Origin of the sequence: Vibrio sp. Vb1018 (genome assembly GCF_033338775.1) — a bacterium.
In the GTDB taxonomy this organism is placed as follows: Bacteria; Pseudomonadota; Gammaproteobacteria; order Enterobacterales; family Vibrionaceae; genus Vibrio; species Vibrio alginolyticus.
In genome coordinates this window covers 132,763-149,527 of record NZ_JAWOTI010000010.1, presented here as the reverse complement: position 1 = coordinate 149,527, position 16,765 = coordinate 132,763, and the positions used below count along the sequence as shown (strand labels likewise).

At 44.6% G+C, this 16,765-nt stretch carries 19 protein-coding genes; 18 read left to right on the top strand and 1 reads right to left on the bottom strand.

What is annotated here, in order from left to right:
* The first annotated feature begins 138 nt into the window (after positions 1-138).
* From yajC to R7Z10_RS12775, 5 genes are all read left to right on the top strand, one after another.
* Positions 139-468: a preprotein translocase subunit YajC gene (gene yajC, locus R7Z10_RS12795; protein ID WP_005381725.1), complete on the top strand. Its 330-nt coding sequence runs from the start codon at positions 139-141 to the stop codon at positions 466-468.
* Between the two features lie 21 nt (positions 469-489).
* On the top strand, positions 490-2,346 hold the full coding sequence (secD, locus tag R7Z10_RS12790; RefSeq protein WP_005381724.1) for a protein translocase subunit SecD: 1,857 nt from the start codon (positions 490-492) through the stop codon (positions 2,344-2,346).
* Positions 2,347-2,360: 14 nt separating this feature from the next.
* Positions 2,361-3,308, top strand: a complete 948-nt coding sequence (gene secF / locus R7Z10_RS12785; RefSeq protein WP_005383689.1) for a protein translocase subunit SecF — start codon at positions 2,361-2,363, stop codon at positions 3,306-3,308.
* Positions 3,309-3,472: 164 nt separating this feature from the next.
* Positions 3,473-3,889: a hypothetical protein gene (locus R7Z10_RS12780; RefSeq protein ID WP_017633921.1), complete on the top strand. Its 417-nt coding sequence runs from the start codon at positions 3,473-3,475 to the stop codon at positions 3,887-3,889.
* Between the two features lie 141 nt (positions 3,890-4,030).
* Entirely contained in the window at positions 4,031-4,342 is a 312-nt protein-coding gene (locus R7Z10_RS12775; protein ID WP_017633920.1) for a hypothetical protein, read from the top strand.
* Between the two features lie 70 nt (positions 4,343-4,412).
* Here R7Z10_RS12775 and suhB read toward each other — a convergent pair whose 3' ends face one another.
* Positions 4,413-5,216, bottom strand: a complete 804-nt coding sequence (suhB, locus tag R7Z10_RS12770; RefSeq protein WP_005381722.1) for an inositol-1-monophosphatase — start codon at positions 5,214-5,216, stop codon at positions 4,413-4,415.
* Between the two features lie 231 nt (positions 5,217-5,447).
* Between suhB and trmJ the strand changes: the two genes are divergently transcribed.
* The 13 genes from trmJ to rodZ all read left to right on the top strand — a co-directional run bounded on the left by trmJ (position 5,448) and on the right by rodZ (position 16,763).
* Positions 5,448-6,167 carry a tRNA (cytosine(32)/uridine(32)-2'-O)-methyltransferase TrmJ gene (gene trmJ / locus R7Z10_RS12765; RefSeq protein ID WP_318104978.1) on the top strand — a complete coding sequence of 240 codons (720 nt, stop codon included), beginning with the start codon at positions 5,448-5,450 and terminating at the stop codon, positions 6,165-6,167.
* Positions 6,168-6,292: 125 nt separating this feature from the next.
* Positions 6,293-6,799, top strand: a complete 507-nt coding sequence (gene iscR, locus R7Z10_RS12760) for a Fe-S cluster assembly transcriptional regulator IscR (RefSeq protein WP_005381720.1) — start codon at positions 6,293-6,295, stop codon at positions 6,797-6,799.
* A gap of 28 nt (positions 6,800-6,827) precedes the next feature.
* Positions 6,828-8,042 carry an IscS subfamily cysteine desulfurase gene (locus tag R7Z10_RS12755; protein WP_005381719.1) on the top strand — a complete coding sequence of 405 codons (1,215 nt, stop codon included), beginning with the start codon at positions 6,828-6,830 and terminating at the stop codon, positions 8,040-8,042.
* Positions 8,043-8,080: 38 nt separating this feature from the next.
* Positions 8,081-8,464, top strand: a complete 384-nt coding sequence (iscU, locus tag R7Z10_RS12750) for a Fe-S cluster assembly scaffold IscU (protein WP_005381718.1) — start codon at positions 8,081-8,083, stop codon at positions 8,462-8,464.
* 70 nt (positions 8,465-8,534) lie between these two features.
* Positions 8,535-8,858, top strand: a complete 324-nt coding sequence (gene iscA / locus R7Z10_RS12745) for an iron-sulfur cluster assembly protein IscA (RefSeq protein ID WP_005381717.1) — start codon at positions 8,535-8,537, stop codon at positions 8,856-8,858.
* A 55-nt stretch (positions 8,859-8,913) separates the two neighbouring features.
* Positions 8,914-9,429, top strand: a complete 516-nt coding sequence (gene hscB / locus R7Z10_RS12740) for a co-chaperone HscB (RefSeq protein ID WP_005381716.1) — start codon at positions 8,914-8,916, stop codon at positions 9,427-9,429.
* A gap of 21 nt (positions 9,430-9,450) precedes the next feature.
* Complete coding sequence (gene hscA, locus R7Z10_RS12735; RefSeq protein WP_005383703.1) at positions 9,451-11,304, top strand: Fe-S protein assembly chaperone HscA; 1,854 nt, start codon at positions 9,451-9,453, stop codon at positions 11,302-11,304.
* 13 nt (positions 11,305-11,317) lie between these two features.
* Entirely contained in the window at positions 11,318-11,656 is a 339-nt protein-coding gene (gene fdx / locus R7Z10_RS12730) for an ISC system 2Fe-2S type ferredoxin (protein ID WP_005381713.1), read from the top strand.
* A 44-nt stretch (positions 11,657-11,700) separates the two neighbouring features.
* Positions 11,701-11,895 (top strand): Fe-S cluster assembly protein IscX, encoded by a 195-nt coding sequence (gene iscX, locus R7Z10_RS12725; protein ID WP_005381711.1) that lies wholly within the window; start codon positions 11,701-11,703, stop codon positions 11,893-11,895.
* A 161-nt stretch (positions 11,896-12,056) separates the two neighbouring features.
* Positions 12,057-13,355: an aminopeptidase PepB gene (gene pepB / locus R7Z10_RS12720; RefSeq protein ID WP_017633915.1), complete on the top strand. Its 1,299-nt coding sequence runs from the start codon at positions 12,057-12,059 to the stop codon at positions 13,353-13,355.
* Between the two features lie 95 nt (positions 13,356-13,450).
* Positions 13,451-13,876 carry a nucleoside-diphosphate kinase gene (ndk, locus tag R7Z10_RS12715; protein WP_042521171.1) on the top strand — a complete coding sequence of 142 codons (426 nt, stop codon included), beginning with the start codon at positions 13,451-13,453 and terminating at the stop codon, positions 13,874-13,876.
* 373 nt (positions 13,877-14,249) lie between these two features.
* On the top strand, positions 14,250-15,377 hold the full coding sequence (locus R7Z10_RS12710) for a bifunctional tRNA (adenosine(37)-C2)-methyltransferase TrmG/ribosomal RNA large subunit methyltransferase RlmN (protein ID WP_017633913.1): 1,128 nt from the start codon (positions 14,250-14,252) through the stop codon (positions 15,375-15,377).
* A gap of 435 nt (positions 15,378-15,812) precedes the next feature.
* Entirely contained in the window at positions 15,813-16,763 is a 951-nt protein-coding gene (gene rodZ / locus R7Z10_RS12705) for a cytoskeleton protein RodZ (RefSeq protein ID WP_136976155.1), read from the top strand.
* Positions 16,764-16,765 lie beyond the last annotated feature (2 nt).

Here is a 16,765-nt window from a genome sequence, read left to right as displayed (position 1 = left end):
AGAGGCTTTTGCTAATAAAGTAGGCTAACGCACGTTATTTTTGAGAGAGCGATCTCTATTAGTTACTCTCAGACTTGAATCTAAAATGCGAAAGCCCAATTTGTTTGATTATCAATAAAATATAATGAGGATGTTTTAATGTTTATTTCTCAGGCTCACGCAGCAGCAGAAGGCGCGCCAGCAGGCGGTGGTTTTGAAATGCTAATCATGCTTGGCATGTTCGCAGTGATCTTTTACTTCATGATTTATCGCCCACAAGCGAAACGCGTAAAAGAACACAAAAACCTAATGGCTTCTATGGGCAAAGGCGACGAAGTTTTAACTAGCGGTGGCCTAGTGGGTAAAATCACTAAGATTGCTGAAGACAATGACTACATTTCAATTGAGCTTAACGCGAACAATGAAGTAGTAATCAAGAAAGACTTCATCACTGCAGTGCTACCAAAAGGTACGCTTAAGTCTCTATAAAACAGCTAAAGGATCCTCGCTGTGCTAAACCGTTATCCATTATGGAAGTACTTGATGGTGCTTTTTGCCATCATCACCGCTGCGTTATACGCACTTCCAAATATCTACGGTGAAGATCCGGCTATTCAAGTTACAGGGGCGCGTGGCGCCTCTGTAGATATGTCAACGCTGGATGCTGTCACTACTGCTCTTAACAAAGAGCAACTTTCTCATAAATCCATTGCTCTCGAAGATGGATCAATTCTTGTTCGTTTTAACGACACTGACACACAAATCAGTGCTCGTGATGTCATCAGCGAAGCGCTAGGCAAAGACACAATTGTTGCACTTAACCTTGCACCTTCTACACCCGATTGGCTAGAAGCGATTGGCGCGTCACCATTGAAGCTAGGTCTTGACCTTCGCGGTGGTGTTCACTTCTTAATGGAAGTGGATATGGATGCAGCGATGGAAAAGCTTGTTGGTCAACAAGAAGAAGCTTTCCGTAGCGAACTTCGTGACGCCAAGATTCGTTACCGTGCAATCCGCCCTTCTGGAAAAGAAGCGGTAGAAGTGTTGTTGCGTAACGAAGAGCAATTAGCAGAAGCGAAAGCAACGCTAGAAAAGAATCACCCGGACATGATTTTTGTCGATTCTGATTCAAATGGCCGTTACGCTCTTACTGCAACCTTTACTGAGCAACGTTTACAAGAGATCCGTAACTATGCTGTTGAGCAAAACATTACGATTTTACGTAATCGTGTCAACGAACTAGGTGTTGCGGAACCATTGGTTCAACGTCAAGGTGCTAGTCGCATTGTAGTTGAACTGCCTGGTGTTCAAGACACTGCTCGTGCAAAAGAAATTCTCGGAGCTACGGCAACGCTTGAATTCCGTGAAGTTGATGATAAAGCTGACCTATCGGCAGCGGCAAATGGTCGTGCGCCAGCAGGTAGTGAAATCAAGATGGACCGTGATGGTCGCCCAGTTGTGCTTAAGAAGCGCGTTATTCTTGGCGGTCAAAGCATCACAGATGCAAGCTCAAGTGTTGATGAATATGGTCGTCCACAAGTTAACATCTCGCTAGACAGCGAAGGTGGTAATAAGATGTCTGCGTTCTCTAAGAAGAACATTGGTAAGCTAATGGCTACCGTGTTTGCAGAATACAAAGACAGTGGCCGTCGTACGCCTGAAGGCAAAGTTATTCTGGATAAGCATGAAGAAGTCATCAACCAAGCAACGATTCAATCGGCTCTTGGTCGTAACTTCCGTATCACAGGTATCGACTCTGCTGCAGAAGCACACAACCTAGCACTTTTACTACGTGCTGGTGCACTGATTGCACCTATCTCTATCGTTGAAGAACGTACCATTGGTCCATCAATGGGCCAGCAAAACATCGATATGGGTATCCAAGCATGTATCTGGGGTATGGTTGCCGTAATGCTATTTACGCTGCTTTACTACCGCGGCTTTGGTTTGATTGCAAACATTGCTCTAATGGCAAACTTAGTGCTTATCATTGGTGTTATGTCGATGATTCCAGGCGCTACCATGACGCTTCCGGGGATAGCCGGTATCGTGTTAACAGTCGGTATGGCAGTTGATGCGAACGTACTGATCTTCGAGCGTATCCGTGAAGAAATTCGTGATGGACGTAGTCCACAACAAGCGATTCACCAAGGTTACGCGAATGCATTCAGCACGATTGCTGATGCGAACATCACAACACTAATTACTGCAATCATTCTATTTGCGGTCGGTACAGGTGCGGTGAAAGGTTTCGCAGTTACTCTATCTATCGGTATCTTAACTTCAATGTTCACCGCCATTATTGGTACACGTTGTATCGTGAACCTGATCTACGGTGGCAAACGCGTTGATAAATTGTCGATCTAAGGCTGGGAATTAATATGTTTCAAATTCTAAAAGCAGAGAAGACGATCGGCTTTATGCGTTGGTCGAAAGTAGCATTCGTTTTTTCAATTATAATGATTGCTGCTTCTATCTTCACTTTGTCAACCAAGTGGCTTAATTGGGGTCTAGATTTCACTGGCGGTACTCTTATCGAGGTCGGTTTTGAACAGCCAGCAAACCTTGAAGAGATTCGTGCAGCACTAGATTCAAAAGGCTTTGGCGATGCGACAGTACAAAACTTCGGTAGTGCTCGTGAAGTCATGGTTCGTCTTCGTCCACGTGATGACGTTTCTGGTGAAACGCTAGGTAACCAAATCATTGGTGCTATCAAAGATGGTACTGGCGAAAGCGTAGAAATGCGTCGTATTGAGTTCGTAGGTCCCAACGTTGGTGATGAGCTAACAGAAGCTGGTGGTCTAGCGATCTTGGTATCGCTGATCTGTATTCTGCTTTATGTATCGATGCGATTTGAATGGCGTCTAGCGGCTGGTGCGGTAATGGCATTGGCTCACGATATAATTATCACGCTAGGTGTCTTCTCGTTTCTACAAATTGAAGTTGACCTGACTATCGTAGCTGCGCTACTGACGGTTGTGGGCTACTCACTCAACGATACCATCGTTGTATTTGACCGGATTCGTGAAAACTTCCGTAAGATGCGTAAGGGTGAACCTTCAGACATTATGGACGCCTCAATCACTCAAACGTTGAGCCGTACATTGATTACATCTGGTACGACGTTGTTCGTGGTAATTGCACTGTTCATGCAGGGTGGTGCTATGATTCACGGCTTTGCAACCGCACTTTTACTCGGTATCACTGTAGGTACTTACTCTTCTATCTACGTAGCATCAGCACTGGCTCTAAAACTGGGTATCCAGAAAGAGCACTTGATGCCACCTCAAGTAGAAAAAGAGGGTGCAGAGTTCGACGAAATGCCATAAGGCAGATTGAGAACCGAAAACAAAAACCGCTGAACAATCAGCGGTTTTTTTATGCCTGATAGATTTGAAAGTTTCATTTTTTTTTGAGGTACTTCCAGCTTGAATTGTAGTTTTTTGATTGAGTTGAATATCGGAAGTATGTTCAACAATTTCGGGAGGAAATAATGTCAAGGCAAGCTGAAATAAAAGTACAGTTACTGAAGTTTGTAGAGATTTCTTACAAGCACAATAAAGGTGTTACCACCAAGCTAGTTACTGGAGGGAAAAGGTTCAAGTTAGCAGTTGATGAGTCAGGTAAAGTAACTTTATCTGGTGAGCTTGGATTTACTAAGTTTGAAGTTTCAAAAGAAATGGTTGAAGAGCTGGGCATAAAATTAAAAGCCGTTTCTGTTACTTTTAAAACTACTCGTGATGGTGTTTTGACATACAGTGGGAGTGTTTCTCTTTTTGGTGTTGTTTCCTTTGGAGTTACTGGGCAGGTAAATGTCCGTGAGCTTTTAGAGCAGTGCGAGTGGGGGCTTTGTAAGTACAGATTTAAGCCGAGTAAAATTGATCAAGCGCTCCGTGAAGCTGGGGTTTAGTTGGTTATGCTAAATAGAATTCTACCTATTCCGGTTTTACTAAGTGTTTCAACGCCCTGCATCGCAAGTCCACTCCACGATACTTACCTTGATATACGTAATAATTTATACAAGATGCAGTATATAGAGGTGGTAGAAGCTATGGCAGGACCAAATCTATCGATTGAAGAGCTGAACAGTATTAAGTCTCACCCAATAAAATTTGGTCATCAATTTCCATTTTTATCATCTATCCCATCAAGTTTGGTTACAGAGCTGTCTTACTTTGAAGAGTACAGTGAGGATGGAGGAGTTGGATGTCTTTCTGTAAACGGCTTTGGTGATGTATACCAGCCAGTCACGGTTTCGCTGCAGTTTTTAATGAAGGAACAAATATGGAAGGTTAAGCACGTAAAAATAGACCACTTATCTGACTACGACCGTTTCTACAAACAGGCTGATTGTTCGAAATAAAAAAGCCCCGCTCAATGAGCGGGGCTTTCTAAAGTCATCAGCGTGACGGGCTATATATGACTTTCAAATCTTACTTAAGGATCGCGCTGTTACCGTTTTCGCGGATGTGCTTAAGGATAGATTTTACGCCACGAGCGCTTGAAGCAACGATGTTACCAGACTTCATGTAGTCAGTGCCGCCAGCAAAGTCTGTTAGGATTGCGCCAGCTTCACGAGCAATAAGCTCACCTGCTGCCATATCCCAAGGTTTTAGGCCTAGCTCGAAGTAACCATCAACACGGCCAGCAGCCACGTAACAAAGGTCAAGAGCAGCAGAGCCGCTACGACGGAAATCAGCACATTCAGTGAATAGCGCACCAACGATCTTGATGTAAGACTCAGCGTGTTGTTTCTGCTTGAATGGGAAGCCTGTTGCTAGAACAGTACCTTGAAGGTCTTTTAGTTGAGCAACACGAATACGTGCACTGTTTAGTTGAGCGCCGGCACCGCGTTGTGCAGTGAATAGCTCGTTTTGCATTGGATCGTAAACACAAGCAACTTCAGTTTTGCCCTTAATACGAACAGCGATAGAAACCGCGAAAGTTGGGTAACCTTTTACAAAGTTAGTGGTGCCATCCAGTGGGTCGATGATCCATTGTACGTCTTTATCTTTACCTTCGATAAGACCTTGTTCTTCAGCAACGATACAGTGCTCAGGGTAAGACTGCTTGATAGTATCGATGATGATGTATTCTGCTTCTTTGTCTACGTTAGTGACAAAGTCATTAGTGCCTTTAAGAGTAGATTCTACTTTATCAGTGTTTTCTAATGATTTAGCAATATGATTGCCTGCCTTTCGCGCAGCGCGAATAGCAATGTTTAGCATTGGATGCATACGAATTTCCCAACGGATGTTAAAGAACAAATGAAAGCGGCGGCGAGTATACCAGAGATAATCAAAAAGGGAAGTGGTTATTTTTTACTCTAATTGCGGCCGACTGAGTGTACAGATCATACTGCGGACGAGAACAATAACCAAGAATGAGAAGAGAGGTCTGCTTGCCTCTAGGGTGTCTTAAAAAACTATGATAACATTCTGCGGTTTTAATTTAGGTAGCAAACACAGATGTTGGATCAAGTAAAAATTGTACTCGTAGGTACCTCTCATTCAGGCAATATTGGCTCAGCAGCTCGAGCAATGAAAGTGATGGGTTTAAACCAACTAGTATTAGTCGATCCACAATGTGAAGTGGATGAACAAACTCTTGCTTTAGCTGCGGGTGCTGGTGATATTGCTAAAAATGCAAAGATTGTCGGCACATTAGAAGAAGCGGTTGAAGATTGTGGCCTTGTTGTGGGTTCTAGCGCCCGCTCTCGTACATTAGAATGGCCAATGCTCGAGCCACGTGAATGCGGTGAGAAATTTGCAGTTGAAGGCCGAAAGCATCCGGTTGCGCTCGTGTTTGGCCGAGAAAGAACTGGTTTGACAAACGAAGAGCTACAAAAGTGCCACTACCATGTTTGTATTCCCGCTAATCCTGAGTACAGCTCGCTTAACCTAGCGATGGCTGTACAAACTCTCAGTTACGAAGTGCGAGTTGCACACTTGAACTTAGAGCAAAGCCAGTTTTCCCCAAATGAATCGGAAGAATACCCGCGTCATCGAGAACTCGAATTGTTCTTCGAGCATCTTGAAAAGGTGATGGTTGAGACCCAGTTTATTAACAAAGAGCAACCTGGACAGGTGATGAATAAGTTGCGCCGTTTGTTCTCTCGTGCTCGACCAGAAACCCAAGAACTTAATATTCTACGAGGCGTTTTGACTTCGATAGAAAAGAAGTTCTGAGTGAATAATAACCACTTTAGATGTGAGGATGAATACCTGAGTAAAATGGTCAAATAAATACTTGACCAAATTACTCAGGTATGGAAAAATCTTAACCATTACAAACCATGTGGATACGGTGTGGTATGAAACTTACATCTAAAGGAAGATATGCGGTGACAGCCATGCTGGATGTGGCACTGCATTCGCAACAAAACCCTGTACCTCTGGCTGATATTTCAGAGCGTCAAGGGATCTCGCTCTCTTACTTAGAGCAGCTATTTTCAAAATTGCGTAAAGCAGGTCTCGTTGCCAGCGTTCGTGGTCCTGGTGGTGGTTACCGACTTGGTGCCGACGCTCACAGTATCGCTATTGGTACCGTGATTGCTGCCGTTGATGAGTCAGTAGATGCAACCAAATGCCAAGGTAAAGGAGATTGCCAAGGTGGAACACGTTGCCTTACTCACACGCTGTGGCGTGACCTAAGCTCTCGCATTAGTGACTTTTTGAATAACATCACTCTTGGTGAGTTGATGACAGACAATGAAGTACTCGAAATTTCTGATCGTCAGGACATTGATCTGGCGGTAACCCATGGGCTATCAAACAAAAATACAACCGCCGCGCCCATCGGTGTAAACGTCCGCTCTTAGCGGTCAGCTTTTTACATTGGAGTAGAGAATGAAACTGCCGATTTATCTTGATTATTCCGCTACATGTCCAGTTGATCCACGTGTTGCTGAAAAAATGGTTCAGTACATGACAATGGATGGCACATTTGGCAACCCAGCGTCACGTTCGCACCGTTACGGCTGGCAGGCAGAAGAAGCGGTCGATACTGCTCGTGAGCAAATTGCTGACCTTCTAAATGCAGATCCTCGCGAAATCGTATTTACATCTGGTGCGACAGAATCAGACAACCTTGCGATTAAAGGTGCAGCGCACTTTTACTCGAAGAAAGGCAAGCACGTAATCACTTGTAAAACAGAGCACAAAGCCGTTCTTGACCCATGTCGTCAACTTGAGCGTGAAGGCTTTGAAGTGACTTACCTTGAGCCAGAATCAAATGGCTTGATCGATCTAGAGAAGCTTAGAGCAGCCATGCGTGATGACACCGTGCTTGTGTCTATTATGCATGTAAACAACGAGATTGGTGTGGTTCAAGACATTACAGCGATCGGCGAACTGTGCCGTGAGCGTAAAATTGTTTTCCACGTGGACGCTGCGCAATCTGCAGGTAAATTACCAATCGACGTTCAAGAGATGAAAGTTGATCTAATTTCACTTTCTGCTCACAAAGTTTACGGTCCTAAAGGTATCGGTGCACTTTACGTACGTCGTAAGCCTCGTATTCGTCTTGAAGCGCAAATGCACGGTGGCGGTCATGAGCGTGGTTTCCGCTCTGGTACACTACCTACTCACCAAATCGTAGGCATGGGTGAAGCATTCCGCATTGCAAAAGAAGACATGCAAAAAGATTACGATCATGCTTTAGCGCTTCGTAACCGTCTTTTTGATGGCGTGAAAGACTTAGAAGCAGTGACGGTAAACGGTGACTTTGAGCAGCGTGTACCACACAATCTAAACATCAGTTTCGCATTCGTAGAAGGTGAATCACTACTAATGTCGCTTAAAGATCTAGCGGTATCTTCTGGTAGTGCTTGTACGTCTGCAAGCCTTGAGCCTTCTTACGTTCTTCGTGCCCTAGGCATGGATGACGAATTGGCTCACAGCTCGGTTCGTTTCTCGTTTGGTCGTTTCACGACTGAAGAAGAAATTGATTACGCAATTGAACAAATCCGCGTTGCAGTGACTAAGCTACGCGACATGTCTCCTCTATGGGATATGTACAAAGAAGGGATTGATTTGAGCACTGTTGAATGGGCTCACCATTAATCTCAGGGATTGAAATAGAGGATTCGAGGTAATTTATCATGGCATACAGCGAAAAAGTAATTGATCACTACGAGAACCCACGTAACGTTGGTTCATTCGATAAAGAAGATCCATCAGTAGGTAGCGGCATGGTTGGCGCTCCTGCGTGTGGTGACGTAATGAAGCTTCAAATCAAAGTGACACCTGAAGGTATCATCGAAGATGCGAAGTTCAAAACATACGGTTGTGGTAGTGCAATCGCATCAAGCTCACTAGTAACTGAGTGGGTAAAAGGTAAGTCAGTTGATGAAGCGGCAGCAATTAAAAACTCTGAGATTGCTGAAGAGCTAGAGCTTCCACCAGTGAAAGTTCACTGTTCTATTCTTGCTGAAGATGCAATCAAAGCAGCGGTTGCTGACTACAAGAAAAAACACCAAGAATAATTATTCCGTAATATAATGGGAGCTTTGACGCTCCCATTCCAATCGAAATTTAGACAGACTAAGGTGCAGTATGGCCATCACAATGACAGAATCAGCGGCAAGTCGCGTAAGAGCATTCCTAGATAACCGAGGCAAAGGTATCGGTTTACGTCTTGGAGTGAAGACGACTGGCTGTTCCGGCATGGCATACGTACTTGAGTTTGTTGATGAGCTCAATGAAGAAGACGAAGTATTTGAACTCTCTGGAGTGAAAATTATCATCGATCAAAAGAGCTTAGTGTACCTAGATGGTACTGAATTGGATTACGTGAAAGAAGGGTTGAATGAAGGTTTTGAATTCAACAACCCTAACGCGAAAAGTGAATGTGGTTGTGGTGAAAGCTTCAACGTCTAATTGATTGTCCTTCTGGGCAAACGAGTCCGGAAGGCTTTACTAGGACCCGAACTTAATGAATCACTTTGAATTATTTGGGCTACCAAGTCAGTTTAAGCTGGATGGTAGCCTTCTTTCTTCTCAGTTCCGAGAACTACAAAAACGCTTCCACCCGGATAACTTTGCAACGGGCTCAGAACGTGACCGTTTGATGGCGGTGCAAAAGGCGGCGCAAATCAACGATGCCTATCAAGTTCTGAAAAATCCTATTTCTCGCGCCGAGTATATCCTCGCAGAGCAAGGTGTTGAGATCCGAGGTGAACAGCAAACAATGCAAGATCCGATGTTCTTAATGGAGCAAATGGAACTGCGCGAAGAACTGGAAGAGATTGCTGACAAGTCCGATCCTGAATCGGCGCTTTTTGACTTCGACTCTAAGGTCAGCAAAATGTACAAACAGCATCTGGCAAGCGTCGAGCAAGAGCTTGATGATGGTCTATGGACTGAAGCCGCAGACCGAGTTCGTAAGCTAAAATTCATTGCCAAACTAAAGAACGAAATTGAGCTAGTCGAAGACAAACTCCTCGGCTAGTAAGCGTGACAAGGACCTATCATGGCACTACTTCAAATCGCAGAACCGGGCCAAAGCTCGGCACCTCATGAGCATAAGTTAGCAGCGGGTATCGACTTAGGTACTACCAACTCTTTGGTTGCTTCTGTACGTAGCGGCGATGCAACTCCACTTGCGGACGAGCAGGGCCGTACTATTTTACCTTCAGTCGTTAATTACGCTGAGGAAACGTTAACGGTCGGCCACGAAGCCAAAGCCAAAGCAGAGTTTGAACCAGAGAACACGATTATCTCTGTAAAACGTTTGATCGGTCGTTCATTAAAGGACATTAAGTCCCGTTACTCTTCACTTCCTTATCGTTTTAAAGAGAGTGAAAATGGCCTGCCAATTCTGCAAACACCTCAAGGTGACAAAAACCCGATTGAAGTATCTGCGGACATCCTAAAAGTATTGGGTAAGCGAGCTGAAGATACGTTAGGTGGTGAGTTAGCTGGTGTCGTTATTACCGTTCCTGCTTACTTTGATGACGCGCAACGTGCAGGTACAAAAGATGCGGCGAAATTAGCTGGTCTTCATGTTCTCCGTCTACTTAATGAACCAACCGCTGCGGCAATTGCTTATGGCCTAGACTCTGGTCAAGAAGGTGTGATTGCGGTTTACGATCTAGGTGGCGGTACTTTTGATATCTCTATCCTACGTTTATCGAAAGGCGTATTTGAAGTATTAGCAACAGGTGGCGACTCTGCATTAGGCGGTGACGACTTCGACCATCTATTTGCCGATTATTTAATGGAGCAAGCGGGTCTAGAAGCTCCGCTTTCTGCAGAAAAGAACCGTACACTGTTGAACATTGCTACTGAAGCTAAGATTGCTTTCTCTGAGCAAGACAGTGTTGACGTTGACGTTTTTGGTTGGAAAGGCACCGTGACTCGCGAGCAGTTCGAAGATCTGATTCGTCCGCTAGTGAAGAAAACCCTGATGTCTTGCCGCCGTGCGCTGAAAGATGCGGATGTAGATGCGGAAGATGTACTTGAAGTAGTCATGGTCGGTGGCTCAACACGCACATTGCTTGTACGAGAAATGGTTGGCGAATTCTTTGGCCGTACACCACTGACAAGCATTAACCCAGATGAAGTCGTCGCAATCGGTGCGGGTATTCAAGCTGATATTCTCGCGGGTAACAAACCTGACTCTGAAATGTTGCTTCTTGATGTGATTCCACTGTCGCTCGGTATTGAAACCATGGGTGGTTTGGTCGAGAAGATCATCCCCCGCAACACTACGATTCCCGTTGCGCGTGCGCAAGAATTTACCACATTCAAAGATGGCCAAACGGCGATGAGTGTTCATGTGGTACAAGGTGAACGTGAAATGGTTGATGACTGTCGTTCACTTGCTCGCTTCTCGTTAAAAGGTATTCCTCCGATGGCAGCGGGTGCGGCACATATTCGCGTGACTTACCAAGTTGACGCTGATGGCCTTCTTTCTGTTACGGCAATGGAGAAGAGCACTGGTGTTCAATCAGAGATTCAAGTAAAACCTTCTTACGGCTTAAGTGACAATGAAGTGGCGGATATGTTGCGTGATTCAATGACGCACGCAAAAGAAGACATGCAAGCTCGTGCCTTAGCTGAGCAGCGTGTTGAAGCCGACCGAGTGATAGAAGGTTTGATTGCAGCGATGCAAGCTGATGGTGATGACTTACTATCAGAACAAGAGAAACAAAACTTGATTAAAGCCATCGAAGCCTTGATTGAGCTGCGTAATGGTGATGATGCAGATGCGATAGAGCAGGGCATTAAAGATACCGATAAAGCGAGCCAAGATTTCGCATCACGCCGTATGGATAAATCGATTCGAGCTGCGTTGTCAGGTCAATCAGTAGACGATATATAAGAGATAAGTAGTTATGCCTAAGATTATTGTATTACCACACGACGATTTGTGCCCAGAAGGTGCAGTGTTGGAAGCAAACTCTGGTGACACCGTTCTAGACGTAGCGCTAAAAAACGGTATCGGTATTGAACATGCGTGTGAGAAGTCATGTGCGTGTACTACCTGCCACGTAATCATCCGTGAAGGTTTTGATTCACTCGAAGAAAGTGAAGAACTAGAAGACGACATGCTAGATAAAGCGTGGGGTCTAGAGCCTGAGTCACGTCTAGGGTGTCAGGCGAGAATTGCTGATGAAGACTTGGTGGTAGAAATTCCTAAATACACACTAAACCACGCTTCAGAAGATCACTAAAACTATCTTCCCAATATAGGGAAGAAGCAAAAGGAAGATGAGCAATGAAATGGACAGATTCTCGCGATATCGCGATTGAACTTTGTGACAAGTTTCCAGATGTCGATCCAAAAACAGTGCGTTTTACCGATCTTCATCAATGGATCATGGAGTTAGATGAGTTTGACGATGAGCCAAACCGTTCTAATGAAAAGATTCTAGAAGCCGTTATCATGTGCTGGATGGACGAAGCAGACTAAGTCTGTAAAACACAGCCTAGTTAACAATTCTTACTAAAAAAAGCGGACCTTTAGGTCCGTTTTTTTATCCAATTGACATTTTTGCCCTACATAATGCTAACATCCGTGAGTTATTAAAAAGAAGCAGCGTAGGCAACGCTGCTATAAGACAAGGAGAAACCATGTCTACACAGATGTCTGTATTTTTAAGTCAAGAGTCGGCAGCACCACATTGGGGTGAAAAAGCACTGCTTTCATTCGCTGAAAACGGCGCAACTATTCACTTAGGTGAAGGTCATGATCTCGGCGCAATTCAACGTGCAGCTCGTCAGCTAGATGGCCAAGGAATTCGTTCTATTTTTCTTTCTGGTGATAACTGGGATCTAGAGAGCGTATGGGCTTTCCACCAAGGGTTCCGTAACCCTAAAAAACATGGCTCAGTTGAGTGGGCAGCATTGTCTGATGAAGAGCAAGCAGAGCTTCAAGCTCGTATTACTTCGACTGATTTTACCCGCGATATTATCAACAAAACGGCAGAAGAAGTTGCTCCTCGTCAGCTAGCGACAATGGCTGCTGAATTCATCAAATCTGTTGCGCCGAAAGGCACGGTGACAGCTCGTATCGTCAAAGACAAAGACTTGTTGGCAGAAGGTTGGGAAGGTATTTACGCAGTAGGCCGTGGTTCTGAGCGTACTTCTGCGATGCTTCAGTTAGACTACAACCCAACTGGTGACGAAAACGCACCTGTATTCGCATGTCTTGTGGGTAAAGGCATCACCTTTGATTCCGGTGGTTACAGCTTGAAGCCTTCTACCTTCATGAGTGCTATGAAAGCAGATATGGGTGGCTCGGGTACTATAACTGGTGGCCTAGGATTAGCTATCTTGCGCGGTTTAAACAAGCGCGTAAAACTGATCTTGTGTTGTGCTGAGAACATGGTTTCTGGCCGTGCCCTTAAGCTTGGCGACATCATCACTTACAAAAACGGCAAAACCGTTGAGATTATGAATACCGACGCGGAAGGTCGCTTGGTGCTTGCAGACGGTCTTATCTACGCCAGTGAGCAAAAGCCTGAGTTAATCATTGACTGCGCGACGTTAACAGGCGCAGCGAAGAATGCGTTAGGTAACGATTACCATGCGCTAATGAGCTTTGATGATGAGCTATCGCATCAAGCGCTTACGGCGGCAAACCAGGAAAAAGAAGGCTTGTGGCCGCTACCACTTGCTGATTTCCATCGAGAAATGCTGCCATCTAATTTTGCCGATTTATCGAATATCAGCTCTGGTGATTATTCTCCAGGTGCAAGTACTGCAGCTGCATTCTTGTCTTACTTCGTTGAGGACTACAAAAAAGGCTGGTTACATTTCGACTGTGCGGGTACGTATCGTAAAGCCGCTTCTGATAAATGGGCTGCGGGAGCAACGGGTATGGGTGTTCGTACACTTGCTCGTTTCCTCAATGAGCAAGCTGGAAAATAAGATTGATTGCAGCACTCTCTTGTTTGAGTGCTGCTCTTACCCAGTAAGTCACTTTAAAAGCACAACTATTATTACAAGTACAGAAAGGAAATTTTATGGCTCTAGAAAGAACATTTTCAATCATTAAGCCTGATGCTGTAGAGCGAAACCTAATTGGTGAAATCTACAATCGTATTGAAAAGGCTGGCCTACGTATCATCGCTGCCAAAATGGTTCACCTGACAGAAGATCAGGCAAGCGGCTTTTATGCAGAGCATGAAGGTAAAGAGTTTTTCCCTCCTCTAAAAGAGTTCATGACATCTGGTCCTATTATGGTTCAGGTATTGGAAGGTGAAAATGCGATTGCACGTTACCGCGAGCTAATGGGTAAAACCAACCCAGAGGAAGCGGCATGCGGCACTTTGCGTGCTGATTACGCACTCAGCATGCGTCACAATTCAGTTCATGGTTCAGATAGCCCTGAGTCTGCCGCTCGTGAAATTGAGTTTTTCTTCCCTGAATCAGAAGTTTTCTCTCGCTAACTCGTTCATGCATCACTTTTGCGTGATGATCTAGTTCGTAATAACCTCGGAATTGTCCGAGGTTTTTTATTCCGCGTTCTCCATTTCATCGGCTAGTTCATTCGTAAGTACTCGCGAAGACGTTGGCTAATCTGAGCACCTTACAGGGGGGAAAGCTTAGTTACGTGTGTTTCTTCTCACTGCTTTCTCTGCACCACTTCTACGCTTTTGCTGTCGGTTGTCTAATCATTATTCTCACCGTAAAGTCTGATTGAAATTTAATCGTTTTTATTTTAATGCCTTAGCAAACTCAGGGTCTTACACCCCTTGTTGTAGCTGAATAAAGGCTGTACAATTCGCGCCCTTATTCTTGTTTCAGTCATTGAGAGGCAACATGACCACTGAAAAAATCAATCTACTCGACTTTGATCGCAAAGGCATGCGTCAGTTTTTCGCGGAAGAACTTGGCGAGAAAGCGTTTCGTGCCGATCAGGTTATGAAGTGGATCTACCATTTCGGTGTAGATGACTTCGAAAAAATGACAAACATCAACAAGAAGCTGCGCGAAAAGCTTTTACACAAGTGTGAAATTAAAGCACCAACTGTAGCAGAAGCTCAGCATTCTTCAGACGGCACGATCAAGTGGGCAATGAAGGTTGGTGATCAGGATGTAGAAACGGTTTACATTCCAGAAGATGATCGCGCAACGCTTTGTGTATCTTCTCAAGTAGGTTGTGCATTGGAATGTAAGTTCTGCTCAACAGCACAGCAGGGCTTTAACCGTAACTTGAAAGTTTCAGAGATCATCGGTCAGGTGTGGCGTGCTGCACGTGAAATTGGTCTTGAGAAAGAAACAGGCCGTCGCCCAATTACGAACGTCGTGATGATGGGCATGGGTGAGCCGCTTCTTAATATGAAGAACTTGATTCCTGCATTGGAGTTAATGCTGGATGACCTTGGCTTTGGTTTGTCGAAGCGTCGCGTAACCGTATCAACATCAGGTGTCGTTTCTGGTCTTGATCAGATGACGGGCAAAATCGACGTTGCGTTAGCGATCTCTCTTCATGCGCCAAACGATAAGCTGCGTAGTGAAATCATGCCAATTAACGATCGTTGGGATATTCAAGATTTCCTAGCATCCGTTCGTCGTTACATTGCTTCATCGAATGCAAACCGTGGCAAGGTAACAGTCGAGTACGTGTTGCTTGATCATGTGAACGATGACATGGACCATGCACGCGAGCTGGCTGAATTGATGAAAGACACACCATGTAAGATTAACTTGATTCCGTTTAACCCGTACCCAGGTTCACCTTACAAGAAACCAAGTAACTCACGTATTGATCGCTTCCAAAAAACATTGATGCAATACGAGCACACAGTTACGGTTCGTAAAACACGTGGTGATGACATTGATGCCGCATGTGGTCAGTTGGTCGGTGATGTAATTGACCGAACTAAACGTACGGCAATGCTGAAAGCGTCACGCGGTGCCGATACCATTGAAGTGAAAGCTGTATAAACGACCGGAATTCAAAAATAGCCAGAGCCATTCGCTCTGGCTATTTTGTTTATTGTTTAGGACATTTTCGCCAAGATTTGGGACTATCACTCTTCAACCTAAGGTTATTTGGGTATAATTTCGAATTCCTTTGTCAAAGTTTGGACAAAAGCTTGAGCTATCTGTTAGTTTGAGTGTAAAGAGTTTTTGTCTTCGTTGCGCATTCGCTTATCATGATATGTAACACTAACGATGACACCGATAATTCTCAGCACTTTCTCACATACGTTTTGCTGATTTTTGCAAAACGGGTATTCGCACTCAGATCGCTGAGAGTTTCTTAAAATTATTATTTTTGGTTAACGCGTTTTGGCTAGCTATCTTTAAAGAGGCTTAAGAACAATAACGAAAATACATGACCACGTTAGCCACTAAAACAGATTAAATACCGCCATTATGACAGAACACGAAAATACGAATGAAGTGCCACTCTCTATTGAAGCTGGCACATTACTGAAAAACAAACGTGAATCCTTGGGAATGAGCCAAAAGCAAGTTGCCGATCGCCTGAGGCTTCGCATTTCTGTGATTGAAGATATTGAAAATAACCGATTTGAATCTCAACAAGTCGCGACATTTACGCGTGGTTACTTACGCTCTTACGCAAAATTCGTAGGTCTTGATGAGAAGGTGGTTTTGACGGCGTTAGAGCAGACTGCCGATGCTCAGCCTCAAGAGCAAGAAATTGAAATGCAAAGCTTCTCTCGTAAAACAAAAGACGAGAAGCACAATAGCCGTATTATGCTCCTTACTTGGGTTATCGGGCTGGTCATTATTGGCATTTCAGCGGCATGGTGGTGGCAAAACCAACAAGAGAATAGCCTAACTAAGGAAGTAACGGATTCAAGTGTTGAAGCGCCGCAGCCCACTGCTCAAGAATTAGCTGATATCGATTTGATGACGGCTGAAGAGTTAATCGCAAGCACTCCTGAAGAAGTTGCTTCAACTAATGAAGGCGTTGCTGAATCGACTGAAGCACCCGTTGAGCAAGGGGCGGATCCTTTGCTGACTGAAACTGAAAATACAACAAGCGTAGATTCTGAAGAACCTGTTGCCGTGATTGAAGCGGCGGAAGAGGAACAGCCTGCGCCAGTAGTACCTGAAGGCATGACACTTCTTACTATGAAGTTTAAAGCGGACTGTTGGATTCAAGTAAAAGACACCAATGGTAAAACGCTGGTAAGTGGTACTCATAAGCCAGGACAAGATGTAGAACTTACCGGAAAAGCGCCATTTAAAGTGATATTAGGCGCACCGGAAGGGGTTACAATGACATTTGCAAGTGAACCTGTCGACCTTTCTGGGTATACTTCAGGCAAAGTAGCTAGATTCACTCTACCGTTATAAAA

Excerpts from the sequence above, each read along its gene's own strand:
- yajC (WP_005381725.1), top strand. The coding sequence starts at position 139 with ATGTTTATTTCTCAGGCTCACGCAGCAGCAGAAGGCGCGCCAGCAGGC.
- secF (WP_005383689.1), top strand. The coding sequence starts at position 2,361 with ATGTTTCAAATTCTAAAAGCAGAGAAGACGATCGGCTTTATGCGTTGG.
- R7Z10_RS12780 (WP_017633921.1), top strand. The coding sequence starts at position 3,473 with ATGTCAAGGCAAGCTGAAATAAAAGTACAGTTACTGAAGTTTGTAGAG.
- R7Z10_RS12775 (WP_017633920.1), top strand. The coding sequence starts at position 4,031 with ATGGCAGGACCAAATCTATCGATTGAAGAGCTGAACAGTATTAAGTCT.
- suhB (WP_005381722.1), bottom strand. The coding sequence starts at position 5,216 with ATGCATCCAATGCTAAACATTGCTATTCGCGCTGCGCGAAAGGCAGGC.
- trmJ (WP_318104978.1), top strand. The coding sequence starts at position 5,448 with ATGTTGGATCAAGTAAAAATTGTACTCGTAGGTACCTCTCATTCAGGC.
- iscR (WP_005381720.1), top strand. The coding sequence starts at position 6,293 with ATGAAACTTACATCTAAAGGAAGATATGCGGTGACAGCCATGCTGGAT.
- R7Z10_RS12755 (WP_005381719.1), top strand. The coding sequence starts at position 6,828 with ATGAAACTGCCGATTTATCTTGATTATTCCGCTACATGTCCAGTTGAT.
- iscU (WP_005381718.1), top strand. The coding sequence starts at position 8,081 with ATGGCATACAGCGAAAAAGTAATTGATCACTACGAGAACCCACGTAAC.
- iscA (WP_005381717.1), top strand. The coding sequence starts at position 8,535 with ATGGCCATCACAATGACAGAATCAGCGGCAAGTCGCGTAAGAGCATTC.
- hscB (WP_005381716.1), top strand. The coding sequence starts at position 8,914 with ATGAATCACTTTGAATTATTTGGGCTACCAAGTCAGTTTAAGCTGGAT.
- hscA (WP_005383703.1), top strand. The coding sequence starts at position 9,451 with ATGGCACTACTTCAAATCGCAGAACCGGGCCAAAGCTCGGCACCTCAT.
- fdx (WP_005381713.1), top strand. The coding sequence starts at position 11,318 with ATGCCTAAGATTATTGTATTACCACACGACGATTTGTGCCCAGAAGGT.
- iscX (WP_005381711.1), top strand. The coding sequence starts at position 11,701 with ATGAAATGGACAGATTCTCGCGATATCGCGATTGAACTTTGTGACAAG.
- pepB (WP_017633915.1), top strand. The coding sequence starts at position 12,057 with ATGTCTACACAGATGTCTGTATTTTTAAGTCAAGAGTCGGCAGCACCA.
- ndk (WP_042521171.1), top strand. The coding sequence starts at position 13,451 with ATGGCTCTAGAAAGAACATTTTCAATCATTAAGCCTGATGCTGTAGAG.
- R7Z10_RS12710 (WP_017633913.1), top strand. The coding sequence starts at position 14,250 with ATGACCACTGAAAAAATCAATCTACTCGACTTTGATCGCAAAGGCATG.
- rodZ (WP_136976155.1), top strand. The coding sequence starts at position 15,813 with ATGACAGAACACGAAAATACGAATGAAGTGCCACTCTCTATTGAAGCT.